The 15709-nt window shown below is 37.3% G+C and carries 18 protein-coding genes; 9 read left to right on the top strand and 9 right to left on the bottom strand.

Annotated features, from left to right (window positions below; genetic code table 11):
* Positions 1 to 215 precede the first annotated feature (215 nt).
* The 3 genes from G5W_RS0110425 to G5W_RS0110415 are packed head-to-tail and all read left to right on the top strand — an operon-like array spanning position 216 to position 1261.
* Positions 216 to 590: a DUF2089 domain-containing protein gene (locus G5W_RS0110425; RefSeq protein ID WP_010096466.1), complete on the top strand. Its 375-nt coding sequence runs from the start codon at positions 216 to 218 to the stop codon at positions 588 to 590.
* The gene (locus tag G5W_RS0110420) at positions 591 to 968 is read left to right on the top strand and encodes a hypothetical protein (RefSeq protein ID WP_010096464.1); all 378 of its coding nucleotides are present in this window, start codon (positions 591 to 593) and stop codon (positions 966 to 968) included.
* 8 nt (positions 969 to 976) lie between these two features.
* A complete protein-coding gene (locus tag G5W_RS0110415) occupies positions 977 to 1261 on the top strand; it encodes a hypothetical protein (protein ID WP_010096461.1) in 285 nt (94 codons plus the stop codon).
* 36 nt (positions 1262 to 1297) lie between these two features.
* Here G5W_RS0110415 and G5W_RS0110410 read toward each other — a convergent pair whose 3' ends face one another.
* Positions 1298 to 2545: an MFS transporter gene (locus G5W_RS0110410; RefSeq protein WP_010096459.1), complete on the bottom strand. Its 1248-nt coding sequence runs from the start codon at positions 2543 to 2545 to the stop codon at positions 1298 to 1300.
* Between the two features lie 177 nt (positions 2546 to 2722).
* Between G5W_RS0110410 and G5W_RS0110405 the strand changes: the two genes are divergently transcribed.
* The 3 genes from G5W_RS0110405 (at position 2723) to G5W_RS0110395 (ending at position 4491) form a co-directional block, all read left to right on the top strand.
* Entirely contained in the window at positions 2723 to 3265 is a 543-nt protein-coding gene (locus G5W_RS0110405) for a PadR family transcriptional regulator (RefSeq protein WP_010096456.1), read from the top strand.
* A 12-nt stretch (positions 3266 to 3277) separates the two neighbouring features.
* Positions 3278 to 3763, top strand: coding sequence for a DUF4188 domain-containing protein (locus tag G5W_RS0110400; RefSeq protein WP_010096455.1), 486 nt, complete (start codon positions 3278 to 3280; stop codon positions 3761 to 3763).
* Between the two features lie 113 nt (positions 3764 to 3876).
* A complete protein-coding gene (locus G5W_RS0110395; RefSeq protein ID WP_010096454.1) occupies positions 3877 to 4491 on the top strand; it encodes a PH domain-containing protein in 615 nt (204 codons plus the stop codon).
* A gap of 55 nt (positions 4492 to 4546) precedes the next feature.
* Here the strand turns inward: G5W_RS0110395 and G5W_RS0110390 are convergent, their stop codons facing one another.
* The 7 genes from G5W_RS0110390 to G5W_RS0110360 all read right to left on the bottom strand — a co-directional run bounded on the left by G5W_RS0110390 (position 4547) and on the right by G5W_RS0110360 (position 11880).
* On the bottom strand, positions 4547 to 5473 hold the full coding sequence (locus G5W_RS0110390) for an ABC transporter permease (protein WP_010096453.1): 927 nt from the start codon (positions 5471 to 5473) through the stop codon (positions 4547 to 4549).
* A 12-nt stretch (positions 5474 to 5485) separates the two neighbouring features.
* Entirely contained in the window at positions 5486 to 6487 is a 1002-nt protein-coding gene (locus tag G5W_RS0110385) for an ABC transporter permease (protein WP_010096451.1), read from the bottom strand.
* Between the two features lie 306 nt (positions 6488 to 6793).
* A complete protein-coding gene (locus G5W_RS0110380) occupies positions 6794 to 8470 on the bottom strand; it encodes an ABC transporter substrate-binding protein (protein ID WP_010096449.1) in 1677 nt (558 codons plus the stop codon).
* A gap of 36 nt (positions 8471 to 8506) precedes the next feature.
* Positions 8507 to 9484 (bottom strand): ABC transporter ATP-binding protein, encoded by a 978-nt coding sequence (locus tag G5W_RS0110375; RefSeq protein ID WP_010096448.1) that lies wholly within the window; start codon positions 9482 to 9484, stop codon positions 8507 to 8509.
* Positions 9456 to 10475, bottom strand: coding sequence for an ABC transporter ATP-binding protein (locus G5W_RS0110370; protein WP_010096447.1), 1020 nt, complete (start codon positions 10473 to 10475; stop codon positions 9456 to 9458). Before G5W_RS0110370 ends, G5W_RS0110375 begins: the two co-directional genes overlap by 29 nt.
* A 373-nt stretch (positions 10476 to 10848) precedes the next feature.
* Positions 10849 to 11301, bottom strand: coding sequence for a nucleoside deaminase (locus tag G5W_RS0110365; RefSeq protein WP_010096446.1), 453 nt, complete (start codon positions 11299 to 11301; stop codon positions 10849 to 10851).
* Between the two features lie 21 nt (positions 11302 to 11322).
* Entirely contained in the window at positions 11323 to 11880 is a 558-nt protein-coding gene (locus G5W_RS0110360; RefSeq protein WP_010096442.1) for a CDP-alcohol phosphatidyltransferase family protein, read from the bottom strand.
* Between the two features lie 169 nt (positions 11881 to 12049).
* Between G5W_RS0110360 and G5W_RS0110355 the strand changes: the two genes are divergently transcribed.
* The 3 genes from G5W_RS0110355 (at position 12050) to spxA (ending at position 14431) form a co-directional block, all read left to right on the top strand.
* A complete protein-coding gene (locus G5W_RS0110355) occupies positions 12050 to 12580 on the top strand; it encodes a GrpB family protein (protein WP_010096441.1) in 531 nt (176 codons plus the stop codon).
* Positions 12577 to 13671 carry a metallophosphoesterase family protein gene (locus tag G5W_RS0110350; RefSeq protein ID WP_010096440.1) on the top strand — a complete coding sequence of 365 codons (1095 nt, stop codon included), beginning with the start codon at positions 12577 to 12579 and terminating at the stop codon, positions 13669 to 13671. The genes G5W_RS0110355 and G5W_RS0110350 overlap by 4 nt, the downstream gene beginning before the upstream one ends.
* A 364-nt stretch (positions 13672 to 14035) precedes the next feature.
* Positions 14036 to 14431, top strand: a complete 396-nt coding sequence (gene spxA, locus G5W_RS0110345) for a transcriptional regulator SpxA (protein ID WP_010096439.1) — start codon at positions 14036 to 14038, stop codon at positions 14429 to 14431.
* Between the two features lie 113 nt (positions 14432 to 14544).
* Here the strand turns inward: spxA and guaC are convergent, their stop codons facing one another.
* Positions 14545 to 15528: a GMP reductase gene (gene guaC / locus G5W_RS0110340; protein ID WP_010096438.1), complete on the bottom strand. Its 984-nt coding sequence runs from the start codon at positions 15526 to 15528 to the stop codon at positions 14545 to 14547.
* Positions 15529 to 15709: the final 181 nt, after the last annotated feature.

Genomic DNA, 15709 nt, shown 5'->3' with positions numbered 1-15709 from the left:
TGTGCTTATTAGTGGGTAGGTAATTTTGGCTAAAAATGAGATGGCTGTTAGGTAGAGGTAGAATTCAACTTTCTTAACTTCGATTTTTATAATAATTAATAATGTAATTAATAATATTAATAAATACATTAATATTTATAAAATAGTTTAATTTATTATTTACATTTAGTGAAATGGCTATTATAATATAACCAAATTAAGGAAGGGAATCTACTATGGCACATACATTAATAACAAATTGCCCAATTTGCCAGAATACACTCACAGTATCGAAGCTTCACTGCCATTCGTGTAATACGGTAATTGAAAATGATTTTGAGCTATCTAAGTTTACTTTACTTTCACAGGAACAGCTTCAGTTTATTGAGACCTTTTTGCTTTGTAGAGGAAATATTAAAGAGGTTGAAAAGGAGCTTGGTATTTCCTACCCAACCGTTCGCGGTAAGTTAAATGATATTATTCAAGCACTTGGTCATAAGGATAGAGAGAAATCACAAGTGGATGAAAGTCGTATTGTTGGCATGTTAGAAAGAGGGGAAATCACACCTGATGAAGCTATTAAAATGTTAAAAAATAAAGGGGGAATTTAAGTGAAGGATGAAATTTCAAAAGTATTGAATATGATGGAGCAAGGAAAGATTGACGCTGAGAAAGCAAGTGAGTTAATCGCATTGTTAAAAGAAAAAGATAAAGACTCTACAAAGAAGTCTAGCTATCTAGATAAAACGTTAAAGATTCGAATTCAATCTGAAGAATATGACCGGGTAAATGTTAACTTGCCGATCAGGCTTTTTCAAGTATTAATTAAAGCTGGATATGGTATTGCATCCAATATTCCTGAGGCAAAGAAATATGTAAATGAGCTAGACATTGATCTGATTTTGGAAGCAATTGATAATGAATTAGAAGGACAGATTGTAGATATAGAATCAGGTAATGGTGACAAGGTCGCTGTGTTTATCGAGTAGGGATAACGATGATTAAGATTAAAGTAATATCCCAAAAATCCAGAAAGATAACTATTCGAGTACCCTATTTTGCATTGCATTTTGCTTCTTCTATTATTCTATCAAACCTAGTATGGAAAAGAATAACACATTCAGATTCTGTACAAACAACAACAGTAATATTTCCTCCCGAAAATAAAAAAGTCATAAAACCATTACTAAAAACAATCATTAAAGAGATGAAAAATCACCGAGACATAACCATCTTTGAGCTTGAAGACTCAGATGGTAGGAAGATATCTGTGAGATTGTAAAAAGGATGTGAGGCTACAGCTCACATCCTTTACACTTTACTCATCTGATGATTTTAATGAACGGAATACGATTAAGAAGTATAACGATCCAACGAGATAAAGCCCCGCAGTAATCGTAAAGACTTGCGCATACCCCCAATATGCTCCGTTGATCATAACGATAGACGTAGATACTGGCCCCATAAATGCCCAACCTAACTGGAACACCATTTGGTTAATGGAATTCGCTAATCCCTTCATCGAATTATCTACTTTCGACATCATTAAGGATGCCTGAATCGGATTACCTGCATTCATAAGTGCCTGTCTAAAGAGGAATCCAATACTTGCTAATAATAAATTTTCTGTATAAGCTGTCAAGAGTAAAAACGGTAAAGAACTTAGCTGTAAGTAGACAACAGCTCGGACTTCTCCGACCTTTTTCACTACTAATGGCCCTATAATCATTGCCACTGCTGTAGCAGCTTGGCCGAGTGAGATAATAAGTCCAATAATCGAGTTCGATGCTTCAAATCGATCTGCAAAGTAAAGATTGAGATAAGGTATAACTAAACCACTACCAAATCCGATTAGTAATTGGGCAACTGCAAATAATCCAATAATTTTAAAGCCGGATTTGTTATTCGTTACGAATTCTCGTAATGGAACTTTATCCGCTTTGTTTACCTTTGTTTTAGATACTTCTACCATTTTTAAAATAGGGAAGAAGGCTATTAAGTAGAAGATACTTCCAATTACAAGAGTGAATCGAATTGCACTTAGTTCAGTTGTAAATAAGTTGAAAAAGTCAGTAAGTGTTCCACCTAGTAAACTACCAATGACATTTGCCGCAGTCATAATAGCTGAATGTAGGCTGAATAAGTGTACACGCTGTTTAGGCTTTGAGTTCTCTGCTAACCAAGGAATGGATGATACTTGAAGGAACGCAGTGAATATCCCTGTAGCAAAACCTGTGATCAGTAACAGCGACTGTATTTCCACGATACTCCTAAGTAGTAAAATGAGAGCCGTTAGAATTACTCCAAAAGCCATTACACGCTTTCTACCAAGCTTATCACTCATAATCCCAGCAGGTACTAGAATAATAGCTGTGGCAAGTGAGGTAAGCGCAATAACTTGACCATTCACTTCATGGCTTAGTCCAAGCTCTTGAATATAAATATTGTAAATGACCATGAATATTCCCATTCCAATTTGGGAAAAGATATTGGCCCAGATTGCTAATTTAATATTTTGATTGTAGGTCTTTAGTTGTGCAGACCATTCTTTTAAGAAAATAGCCATATTATTTCGCCTTTCCTAATATTTCGTGTCCCTAAGAAATAGTACAATCAAATCCCCAAAAAGTAAATAGAGAGACAAGCCTTATTTTTATTATCAGAAAGTTTTCTATTGCAATACGAATTATAATCGATTATTATGTATCTTAAAGATATATATCTAAAAGATAGAGGTAACAATATGGCAAAACTAAATCATTCTAAATATGCGATTCTTGGCTTGCTTTCCACAAGCTGCAATACGGGTTATCAAATTAAACAAATGATGGACAATAGCCTAAACCATTTCTGGAAAATAAGTTACGGGCAAATTTATCCAACATTAAAGACCCTTGTTGAGGAAGGGTTAGCAATTGTGCAAGTAATACCACAGGATGGAAAACCTGACAAAAAGGAATATTACCTTACTAGTAAAGGAGAAGAGGCGCTAAGAGTGTGGTTAAGTTCTCCCTTAGAGGAAATACCTTTTTATAAAAGTGAAGTACTTTTAAAACTCTTCTTTGGACGGCATCAAGATGATACAAAGACAATTCTATATTTGAAGGAGTACCTCGAAGTCTTACATGAAAAATTGACAACGTATTTGGAAATTGAAAATCTAATTCGCACACACTCACAAGACAAGGCCGATGCGAAATATTGGCTAATCACACTAGATTACGGGAAGCGAATTGCAAGCACTGAAATGGAATGGTGCAAGGATACGATAAAACTTATGGAATAAAGGAGGAATTTTATGGCTAAGGTTTTCTCTGGTCGTTACACAGCTGATAACGATAGTAATGTGGTCGTCTTTCTCATCGGTATGAGAATAAACAAACGTTATGCAATAAATAAGTGGTTGCCAGTATTTAATGCAATGCCGCCAATGATTAGAGAACTATATCAGCATAAGGAATCGCTGGGATTTCTTTCGTCGGAAACCTTCATGGGTTTAAGAACGACACTGCTAATCACATATTGGCAATCAACTGATGATTTGCTCGCTTATGCAAAAGGGGAGAAACATTTAGCGGCTTGGAGGAACTTCAACAAGAAAGTTGGAGATAACGATGCAGTTGGTATCTATCATGAAACCTATCACGTAGCAAAAGGTAATTATGAGTCTTTTTATGGGAATATGCCACTGTTTGGCTTAGCAAAAGCAAAGAAACACCAAATAATTACTTCTGAGATACGAACAGCAAAGAAGCGACTGTCAAAGTACAATGGAAGTAGTTAACATGAAAGGTAATTATGCAGAAGAACTAGTTACTACGCCCTATTCAATTATCAGAATTATATGGTAACATGATGGGGTGTAGGTTACATATTTTCGTGAAAGGGGAAATATCGATGTTAAAAAAGCTAGCTTCTGATGCTTTAGGGTTATCTGATATTGGGAAAATTATCGGACCTGAGGACTATGACAAAACAGATTCGGATGATTATGTAAGACATGAGGATAACGAGAAAATTTACTTTTTGATTAAAACTAAGTCTGATGAATATTGCTTTACGAATTTAGCATTAATCCATGTTGATGGAGATAATGCAGTATCCTCTAAACGTGTTTTAAAGCGTTATTCCTACTCACAGAATAAAATCTCTAACGTATTACTCGAAACTGCTGGTAAAGTAGACTTGGATATTGAAATTAAATTTACTATTGGTAATGAAAATATGTCTATTGATGTAGATAAAAAGGAAATCAATCGGTTAAATGATCTATATAAGGCACTTCTATATATTGCGGAATTAACACATGAGAACCTAACGATGCAAGAACTGGCTCATCAAAGCCTTGAAAAAGCAGTCTCAGTTCTCCATAATTCTAGAACAAATGAGACCCAACTAGCGGATCAATATAAACAATTGACAGAGTATGGGTTTTCTTGGCTAACTTCCATCCGAGAACAATATCATAAGAAGGATTTTGGAGATGTATTTGAGAAGTATATAAATAATTAAAGTTAAAAACGGCTCTGCAGGATAATATGCAGAACCGTTTTTACATAGTAGGCAGCTAATTCTTCATCTTAGGATCTAGAGCATCTCTTAATCCATCCCCTACAAGATTAAATCCTAGTACGACCAACATGATCGATACCCCTGGGAAGATTAATGTCCATGGTGCCAATTGGATGAAATCTCGCGACCCCGCTAACATTGCACCCCATTCTGGTGCAGGAGGCTGTGCGCCAAGCCCTAAGAATCCGAGAGCTGCTGCTTCTAAAATAGCCGTACCAAAGCTCAATGTTGCTTGAACGATAATCGGAGCAACACTATTAGGAAGTATGTGGTGGAATAGTATTCTGCCATTTTTCATGCCTTGTGCTCTTGCAGCCATAATAAACTCTTCTTCTCTTAAACTAATAACCTTCGATCTGATTAACCTTCCAAATATCGGTATATTAACAATTGCGATGGCAATTAGAGCGTTTTCAAGGGATGGCCCAAGAATTGCTACAACTGCAATAGCAAGTAGTATACTAGGGAATGCTAATAAAATATCGAAAGTCCTGGAGATTAACATGTCCACCCAGCGTCCGTAGTATCCCGCAATGATTCCTAATAAGGTACCAAAGACTAGTGCACCAGTCACAGCGAAGAAACCTACCTGTAATGAAATTCTTGCTCCATATGCGATCCTTGTGAAGATATCCCTACCGACATCATCTGTTCCAAACCAATGTTCACCAGAAGGCGGCTGGAGACGATTGACAGGATCAATCTTATCGTATGGATACGATGTGATTAGTGGTGCGAATATAGCAATTAAAATAAAGAAAACGATAATGAATATCCCTGCTATGGCAAATCGATTTCTCCGTAATTGTCTTAAGCTGTCCTTCCACGGGGAAATGACATCTGCATCATCATTTTGCTGTTGTCTATTATTCAATGGCTGATTGGTTTGATTTGTTACAATTGCTTTTTCTTTTATCTTCATCATCTATCCCCCCTAATAATTAATCCTTGGATCAATAAATTTATAGAGTAGGTCTACAATTAGATTGATGATGACAAATAAGAATGCAATCACCAAAATACCAGATTGAATAACTGGGTAATCTCGATAGGTTATCGCTTCATAGATATAACGTCCAATACCAGGCCAACTAAAGATAGTTTCGGTTAAAATTGCTCCCCCTAATAGGACTCCTGTTTGCAAACCGATTACTGTTAAGACAGGGATAAGTGCGTTCTTCAGTGCGTGTTTATAGATAATAAGAAATTGTCCAGATCCTTTTGCTCGTACGGTTCGGATATAGTCTGATTTCATAACCTCTAACATGCTGGAACGCGTCATTCTCGCGATAATAGCCATTGGGATAGTACCCAACGCAATACTTGGTAACACTAAATGTTTTAAGGTAGTAATGGTTCTTCCGAAATCGCCATGGAGAATAGAGTCTAAGACAAAGAAATATGTAATAGGTTCCATCGGATCTCGGTTATCTTGTCTTCCGCTAGATGGAAACCAACTTAACTCTTGGGCAAAAATCCATTGTTCCATAAGTGCAAGCCAAAAGACCGGTACAGAAACTCCAATCAAGGCGATAAGCATGGCTAGAAAGTCGAACCAGGAGTTTTGTTTCCATGCACTAATGATACCTGCGTTAACACCGACTACAATTGCAAATAACATGGCAAACAATGTAAGTTCAAAGGTAGCGGCAATATAAGGCCAAATTTCCTCGGAAATTGGTGTTTTTGTTTTTAAGGACGTGCCTAAGTCACCTTGGATTAAATCTTTAATATAAATGGAATACTGTACAGCATACGGTTCGTTAAGTCCCATGCTTTCTTCTAGATCCTTTATGGCAGACTCACTAGCAGTTTCACCTAGAATAACTTGAGCAGGATTCCCTGGTATTAAATGAACAATAGAGAATGTGATTAAGGTCATCCCAATGAGTACAGGTATGAGCATTAATAATCGTCGCGTCGTATAGGCAATCATGTTTATTCACCTCTGCTCTTCTGAATATAATAGTCTAGTAATAGGAAAGTGGCCGAGACAAGAGTATGTTAGCCTAAATGGAATCGGAACAATACAATAGATAGTGCAAAAACCCGCACCGGAAATATACTTCGCTTTCCGTGGGCGGCTGCTAAGCCTCCTCAGAGCTATCGCTCTTGCGGGGTCTTAGCTAGGCCTATCCTCCCACAGGAGTCTCCGTATATTTCCGGTGCTTAAGTAGGTTATTGTTCGCTTTAGATTCCGTCTAATTTAGTTATGTCCCAGCCCCTATATACCTAATTTGGATTATTCCTGAATTTCTACTTCAGCTAGTGATTCACTTGTTGATGGATGCGGTACATAGTTCTTAACGGCAGCTGTTGTAGCAAGAACTGGTCTGGAGTGTACTAATGGAACCATTGGTACATCCTCAGAAATTAATGCTTGTGCTTCACTATAAAGTGATGCTCTTTCTTCTTGGTCAATAGCTACTTTTGCTTGGTCTAATAATTTATCTACTTCCGTATTTTCATAGAAACTTCGGTTACTTGTACCGATATTTCCACCGTGCAATAAGCTACTTAGGAAGTAATCTGGGTCACCATTCGTTCCAGACCAACCAAGCATATACATTTGATGTTCACCGTTCATTGTCTTCTCTAGATATGGTGCCCACTCTTCACGTACAATATTGGCTGTTATGCCAATGTCTGCTAGGTTGCTTTGAATGATAACGGCAACAGTTTCTGGGTCTGGCATATATGGACGGGCAACCGGCATTGTCCAAAGCTCAATCTCCAACCCGTCTGGATAGCCAGCTTCTGCTAATAATTCTTTTGCTTTTTCTGGGTCGTAAGCGTACGGTTCAACATCATCGTTATACCCCATATAGCTTGGAGGTAATGGGTTTTTAGCGGATACAGCGTATCCAGCATATAATGCATCTGCAATTGCTTGACGGTCAATAGCGTAGCTGATAGCTTGTCGAAGTTCTTTATTAGTAAATGGTTCTTTTTGTGTATTGAAGCCCACATATCCGAAGTTGTTTTCAGCACGCTCATATAATACTAGATTAGAATCAGATTCTACACCTGCTGCATCATCAGGATTCAATCCATCCATAATGTCAATCTCGCCAGATTTAAGTGCGATTAAGCGAGAAGCATTGTCTGGGATGACACTGAAGATAACTTGATCTAACTTTGGAAGCCCTTCAACTCGATAATCTTCAAACTTCTCTAGAACAATAGAGTCATCCTTACTCCAACTAACGAATTTGAATGGACCAGTACCAACTGGGTTTTCGTTAATCTTAGCACCATACTCTGCAAGTGCTGCTGGTGATGTAATGGCAAAGTAAGACATTGCTAGATTTTGTAGGAAGAATCCAAGTGGTTTGTTTAACACAAACTGGATTTCATGATCATTGACTACATTAATTTCTTTAATAACATGGCCTTCGTCGCCTTTAAAACCACCGAACATCGTTCCATACATGGAATAGACATAACCATCATCTGTAAAGGCATACTCGTGTTCTGGATCTGCCCAACGTTCAAAGTTAGTTTTAACTGCTTCTGCATTGAAGTCTGTTCCATCATGGAACTTAACCCCTTCTTCTAAATAGAATGTATACGTTAATCCGTCCTCAGAAACTTCCCAGTCATGTGCAAGACCAGGCGTTACCTCGAAGGATTCTTTATCAAATTCCAATAGTCCTTCTAAAATCTGCTTCGTAACCCTTGATGACTCTCCATCTGTAGTACTACCAGGATCAAGACTTTCAGAGTCTCCTCCACGAGCAAAAATTAATACTTGATCACCATTTGCCTCTCCAGAGCCGCCATTATCTCCAGAATCCGTATTTTCACCAGAGTCAGCATCATTAGATTTTCCTCCAGTTTCGTTATCACCACTACATGCAGCAAGAACTAGAAATAATGCAAGCAATAGTGAGAACAACAGTGAATACTTGAACTTCATTTGATTTCCCCCTTATTTGTTTTCAATTGTTATATTTTATTGCTCTGCCCCGTTATATAAATGACAGGCAACAAAATGATTAACCTCAACTTGTTCGAAATTTGGTCTTATATTCTTGCAGATTTCCATTGCCATCGGACATCTTGTGTGAAAGGCACAGCCTGTTGGCGGATTGGAAGGACTTGGTACATCTCCCTCAAGGATAATTCTTTCTTTCTCGATATCTGGATCCGGTAGTGGTACTGCCGATAATAATGCTTTGGTATATGGGTGCTTCGGATCGTCATATAGAGAATCCTTATCTGTAAGCTCAACTAACCTTCCTAAGTACATTACACCGACTCGATCGCTTATATGCTTTACAACACTAAGGTCATGCGCGATAAAAATATAGGTTAAATTAAATTGATCCCGTAAACCTTCCATTAAATTTAAAATCTGGGATTGAACGGATACATCAAGAGCAGACACTGGTTCATCACAAATAATCAGTTTGGGATTATTTGCTAATGCCCTAGCAATTCCAATACGCTGCCGTTGGCCACCACTGAATTGGTGTGGGTATCTAGAAGCGTGATAGCTACTTAAACCAACAACTTCGAGAAGTTCTTTTACCCTAGATTTTCGTTCCTGTTTACTCATCCCATGAATCAGTAACGGTTCACTAATAATTTTTTCTACCGTGTGTCGTGGGTTTAAGGAGGCATAAGGGTCTTGAAATATAATCTGCATATCCCGTCGTAGCTTTCTCATCGACTCAGCATTAAGTTTGGTAATATCCTGTCCTTCAAATTTAACTTCACCGTCTGAAGGTTCAATTAACCGGAGAATACTCTTTCCGGTTGTGGACTTACCACAACCAGACTCCCCAACTATGCCTAGAATCTCTCCCGGATTTACGGAAAAGGAAACATCATCAACTGCTTTTACTTCGCCAACTTTCTTCCCGAATACTCCGCCACGGATATCAAAGTACTTCTTTAAATTATTGACTTCCAATATTGGCTGCTGCATCTTGTGCCACCTTCCTTTCCGGGTCGTCTATTAAGAAGCAACGGCTGTGCCGACTATTTCCCAATGAAAATAGTTCCGGAGAATCCGAGAAACAACGGTCGTGGGCGAATTCGCAACGATCCTTAAAACGACAACCTACCACTCCCAATTTGGGCTTCGGAACGGTTCCAGGTATGGAATATAATTTTTGATCCTTTTCATGCAACTTCGGTATGGAGCGAATTAGCCCCTTTGTATACGGGTGTGAGGGATCTTTTAATATTTCCCGAGTTGTTCCTTCTTCAACGACCTGACCCGCATACATGACAATAACTCGATCACAAATATCAGCAACGACCCCTAAATCATGTGTAATCATAAGGATTGCTGTATTCTTTTCTTTATTTAACTTTTTCATCAAGTCCAATATTTGGGCTTGGATAGTAACATCCAGTGCTGTAGTTGGCTCATCTGCTATTAAGATTTCTGGTTCACATGCCATGGCAATTGCTATCATAACTCGTTGACGCATTCCACCTGATAATTGATGTGGGTAATCATTCATTACTTCTTCTGCGCGCGGTATGCCAACTAGCTTCAGCATTTCAATAGATTTGCGACTAGCTTCCTTTTTGGATATTTTTTGGTGAATACGAATGGCTTCACGGATTTGGTTGCCAATTGTAAATAATGGGTCTAATGAGGTCATAGGTTCTTGGAAAATCATGGAGATTTCATTTCCTCGAATATCTTTTATCCTTTTCTTTGAAGCGGTAAGGAGATCTTCACCTTTATACTGGATAGCGCCTCCGACAATCTTTCCTGGTGGGCTCGGTACTAATTGCATGATAGATAAGGAGGTTACACTTTTTCCGCAGCCGGATTCACCAACAATACCGACTACCTCTCCTTTGTTAACAGTTATACTAACACCATCAACAGCGGGTATTTCTCCATTGTCGGTGAAGAAATGAGTTTGTAGATCTGTAATCTTTAAGATTGCTTCTGTCACTTGGGTTTAGCCCCCCTTTAGTCGTTTTTTCTCTCCCAGACCTTTTAAACTAGCTTATTAAGAAAATGTTTGTGATATTACTTGGTGGAGAAATTTCCAAATGGAATAGCTAGTTGTGGGTGATTTTTGCCTTAGCATGACTAATTCCACACACTTAGTCAAAATTCCTGCTAATTGTCGAAAGATAACAATAATTTTTAAAATTCGACAAATTAAATGTCTATTTTTGTCGCCTAATACTTTCCGGGAAAAGAAAAAAACCGCCGAAGTGTCGGCGGTCAATCATATGGAAAGGTAATATAGTATCTATGGTTAAAAAATCGAAGAAAAATATATTTACTATATAAATTACTAGATGAATAAGAGGATGGAATTAATTCTTTTCTTGGAAAAGTTTCATTGGGTTTTCATGCATGTTTTCTAAAGGGATTTGCGAAATGGCTAACGTTCTGTTCGCTTTATCCTTTTTTAAATCTTGGTAGATCTCTTTTGATTTTGTCAAACCAACTATAGCTGCATCTTCAACAGTTTGGCAATAATATACTTGTTCAATCCCTGAGAAGTACATAGCAGATAAACACATCGGGCATGGTTCCCCACTTGCATACATCGTATAACCTGATAAATCAGTCGTTTTTAACTTGCTCTGCGCACGCCTGATGGCTAATAACTCAGCATGACCACTGATATCATGGTTTATATGTAGTTCGTTAACCCCTTCTGTAATGATTTGATTATCTTTAACAAGTACTGCTCCAAAAGGCTGTCCGCCTTCATGAACATTTTGAATTGCTAGTTCGATCGCGCGTTTCATAAACGTGTTCATAAGAAAGGTCCCCCTTGAACGTTATTTATTTCGATATAGCTTTAGAAATTCTGGTATGTATAGGATGAAAGATAAACCTAAAAAAATACCGGTAATGAACATTAGAATAGTTGCTAGTTGGGAACTTATCTCTGGAAAACCAATCAGGATAAAAGTAGCAGCATAAAATACTGCTGTTGAAACTTTGCCGAACCACATAGCACCATCTAGCTTTCTACCTTTTTTAAGAAGAATTAGGCCATTAATTCCCATAAATAATTCCTTTACAACCAGTAATACGACAAGAATCCACATGTATTCATAGCGAAACATTAAACAGCCAACAATCGCTGCTTGTGTCAGTTTATCTGCAACAGGATCAACGGTTTTTCCAAGCTCGGTAATTTGATTGAATTTACGTGCAATAAGTCCATCAAATAAATCGGTCAGTCCAGAAATTAGTATGATAATTGCAGCTATGTAATAATCACTTGGTCCATCAGATGTCACATAGATGTAGACAAAAATAGGTATTAACAACAATCGTATATACGATAAAATATTTGGAATCGTAAATATCTCTTTTGTTGAAAGTTTCATTAACGTTTCCCCCTAGAAGCATGTAACTTTCTATTAGTAAATTGTTCCTATTGGTATTGTATAGGTTATGGATAATAATGGGAAGCGAAAGGTAGTTAAAAAGTAGATTGGTATTATAGGAAACTAATGATAGACTTTAATTAGAAAATACAGTAGTTTGGGGGATGCCATGAGAAAGGTAGATGTCGTAGCCTATGACAAGGAATGGATGGAACAATTTAAGACAGAAGCTAGGAAACTGAGAGAGATTATGTATCCTGAAATTGTTGAAATCTTTCATATCGGTAGTACCTCTGTACCGGGGTTAGCTGCTAAACCAATAATTGATATACTTGTAATCGTGAAAGAGATTACGAGAATAGATAATTTCAATCCAGCAATGATAGATCTGGGATATCAGCCAAAAGGGGAAAATGGAATAAAGAATCGTCGATATTTCAATAAAGATGGTGCAAATAGGACGCATCATGTTCATGTATATGAGGCTGGTAATGAAGAAATCATACGTCACCTTGCATTTCGTGATTTCTTGCGGGCGCATCACGAAAAAGCAGTACAATATGGGGATTTAAAACAAAGTCTTGCAAAGCAGTTCCCATACGACATTAGTTCTTATATAAAGGGTAAGGAACATTTCGTTCAGCGGATGGAGAAGGAAGCGCTTAGTTGGTATCTTAAACTAGGGGGAGATATTTTGTGATTAATGTACAAAAACTTACATTAGATAAATCGAAGCGGATTATCATTACCTCTGATATTCATGCAAACCTAAAATTATTTAAGAAATTACTAGAGAAAGTAATATTTACGAACGACGACTACCTTTTCATTAACGGTGATCTTTGTGAGAAAGGTCCTAATAGTCTCGAGGTGTTGGAATATGTCCGTGGGTTAGTAGCGGAAAATGACAAAATATTTGTTACTAAGGGTAATTGTGATGTTGTCTATAATTATGTATGGAATCAAAATCATGGAATAGTAGATTACATGAAAGAGCGTAAGCATTCCGTCTTAAATGAAATGTTAGAGAAGCACGGGAAGTCAATAGATGATTTCGCTACCTTAAGAGAGTTAGCTGACTATTATCAGGAGAACTTTCGAGATGAGATTAGCTGGTTAGAATCCCTTGTTACAGCCTATGAATTGGAGGATCATATTATTATCCATGCAGGTATTGATGACATAGAAGATTGGTATAAAACGGAAGAAAATACTGCGCTTTACACAAGGGCTTTCCAGGAACAAGGCCATGCATCTAATAAAACTGTAATCGTTGGGCACTGGCCAGTCATTAATTATCGTCCATTTCAAATTAGTTCTCATGTACCGTTAATCGATCAAGAAAATCGTATTATTTCAATTGATGGCGGAAATCAAATCAAGAAAGATGGTCAATTAAATGCACTCATCATAAAAGATGGAGCATACTCGTACACATTCGTTGATGAATTAAAGAAGGAAACAACTATACTCAGGGGCTATGTTGATGAGAGAAAACGAGTAGGAACTGTGACATATCCTAATTACGAATTATCCATCATTAACCGAGGTGAGTACTTTACACAATGTGAAAATGTAAAATTAGGTGTAGAACAATGGATTAAAAATGAATATATAATAGTAAAGGATGGAAAGTTTTACTGTAAGGATGACTTAAGTGCAACTTTTCTCCCGGTCGTTGAAGGAGAAAGGGTAAAGATTGTGGATGATGAGTGTGAGGGTTATATTCTAGTTAAAAAATCAAATGGTGATGTAGGATGGATCCCTTTGGAATGTATTAGTAGTAGATAAGGTTTACTATAAAGTCTAGAAAAACGAATAAAGTGTAAGTTACTGCATAAACCCATAATTGTTTAGGGTATACTTTCTATTGTGGATTCGAAGCAATTCCTATAAAAGAAACCTAAAAAAAGCATAGCGAACACTAGTTTCTGATGCTATAATAGAATAAAGACAAATGCTTTACAAAAGAGTAAAGGAAGTAAGGTTGACACTGCTTCATAGCTGTAATAAAATTGTATTGAATTAAAGATATTACATATATAACAATATAGTTTTAGATATGGGAATACAAGAGTCTGCAAGCGACGGAACCATTGGAGATATCCATTGGTAAGTTTGTCAAATCTCTTCAAGAGAGAAAGGAAGTAATTACATGGTAACACTTTTTGTTACACCAAGTTGTACATCCTGCAGAAAGGCAAAGGCGTGGTTTCAAGAAAACAATATACCGTACAAAGAACGTAATATCTTTTCCGATCCTTTAACATTTGATGAAATAAAGGGCATCTTACGTTTAACAGAAGACGGTACAGAAGAAATCATCTCTGAGCGGTCAAAAGTCTTTAAAGAAATTGATGTGGATATTGAACAACTTCCGATGAAAGAATTGTATCAATTAATCCAGGAAAATCCAGGTTTATTAAGAAGACCTATTATTATCGATGAGAAAAGACTTCAAGTAGGCTATAACGAAGATGAGATCCGTCGATTCTTACCAAGGTCTGTTCGGACATTCCAATTGCACCAGCTTCAAAAAATGGTCGATTAATAAAGGAAAGGTGATTGCATGATAGCAATCACCTTTTTTAATAAAAGATCAATCTCGCCTACATAAAAAGAACACATCCGCATACGGACGAGCGAATGTGTTCTTTTTTCTAATTAATATACTTTATCTCCATTGAAGATCGAGTTCTTTACGACAACGTAATCAACATTTCGGATTGCGTCAAGTTTGTTGCCACCAGCATAGGAAATAGAGGATTGTAAATCTTGCTCCATCTCAACTAGCGTGTCTCGTATGGAGCCTTTATGCTCGACTAACATCTTTTTGCCTTCCACATTCTTTTTCTCACCTTTTTGATATTCGGATGCTGAACCAAAGTATTCTTTGTAAAGCTTGCCATCCTTTTCAACTGTTTCACCAGGTGATTCCTCATGGCCTGCGAAAAGTGATCCAATCATCACCATAGATGCACCAAAACGTACGGATTTAGCGATATCTCCATGTGTACGAATACCACCGTCAGCAATAATTGGCTTACTTGCGGCTTTGGCACACCAGCGAAGTGCTGCTAATTGCCAACCACCAGTACCGAAACCAGTCTTAATTTTAGTGATACAAACCTTTCCTGGCCCAATACCTACTTTAGTTGCATCAGCACCAGCATTTTCTAATTCTCTTACGGCCTCAGGAGTACCAACATTCCCTGCAATAACAAAGCTCTCCGGAAGATGTTTCTTAATATGTTGGATCATCTGGATAACAGCATTGGAATGTCCATGGGCAATATCAATTGTAATGTATTCCGGAACTAAATTGTTCTCGGCAAGTTCTTCTACAAAACGATATTCTTCCTCTTTTACCCCGACACTAATTGAAGCATATAAATTACGTTCTTGCATATCTTTAACAAAACCTAATCTCTTCTCTGGATTGAATCGGTGCATAATGTAGAAATAGCCTTCTTCTGCTAATTTTAATGCAATGTTTTCATCTATAATGGTCTGCATGTTTGCAGGCACTACTGGCAATCTAAATACTCGTCCTCCAAAAGTCACAGATGTATCACATTCAGAACGACTGTTAACGATACATTTTGCGGGAATTAACTGAATATCCTCATAATCAAATACATTTTCCATATATTACACCCCTAAAAACGAATATTTAATATAAACATTAATAATATTGTTCGTCATTTGCTAATTTACTATACTTTCGATTGTATGTCAAACTTCCGTTCCAAGGAGAAGGGGAAATATGGCCGAAATAGCCTTGTATAGATAAAAAAACCTCCTATCCATAAAATAATAGGATAGGAGG

It is taken from the genome of Ornithinibacillus scapharcae TW25 (genome assembly GCF_000190475.1).
Lineage (GTDB): Bacteria > Bacillota > Bacilli > Bacillales > Amphibacillaceae > Ornithinibacillus > Ornithinibacillus scapharcae.
The sequence above is the reverse complement of the archived record's forward strand: the minus strand, read 5'-3'. Positions and strand labels throughout refer to the sequence as shown.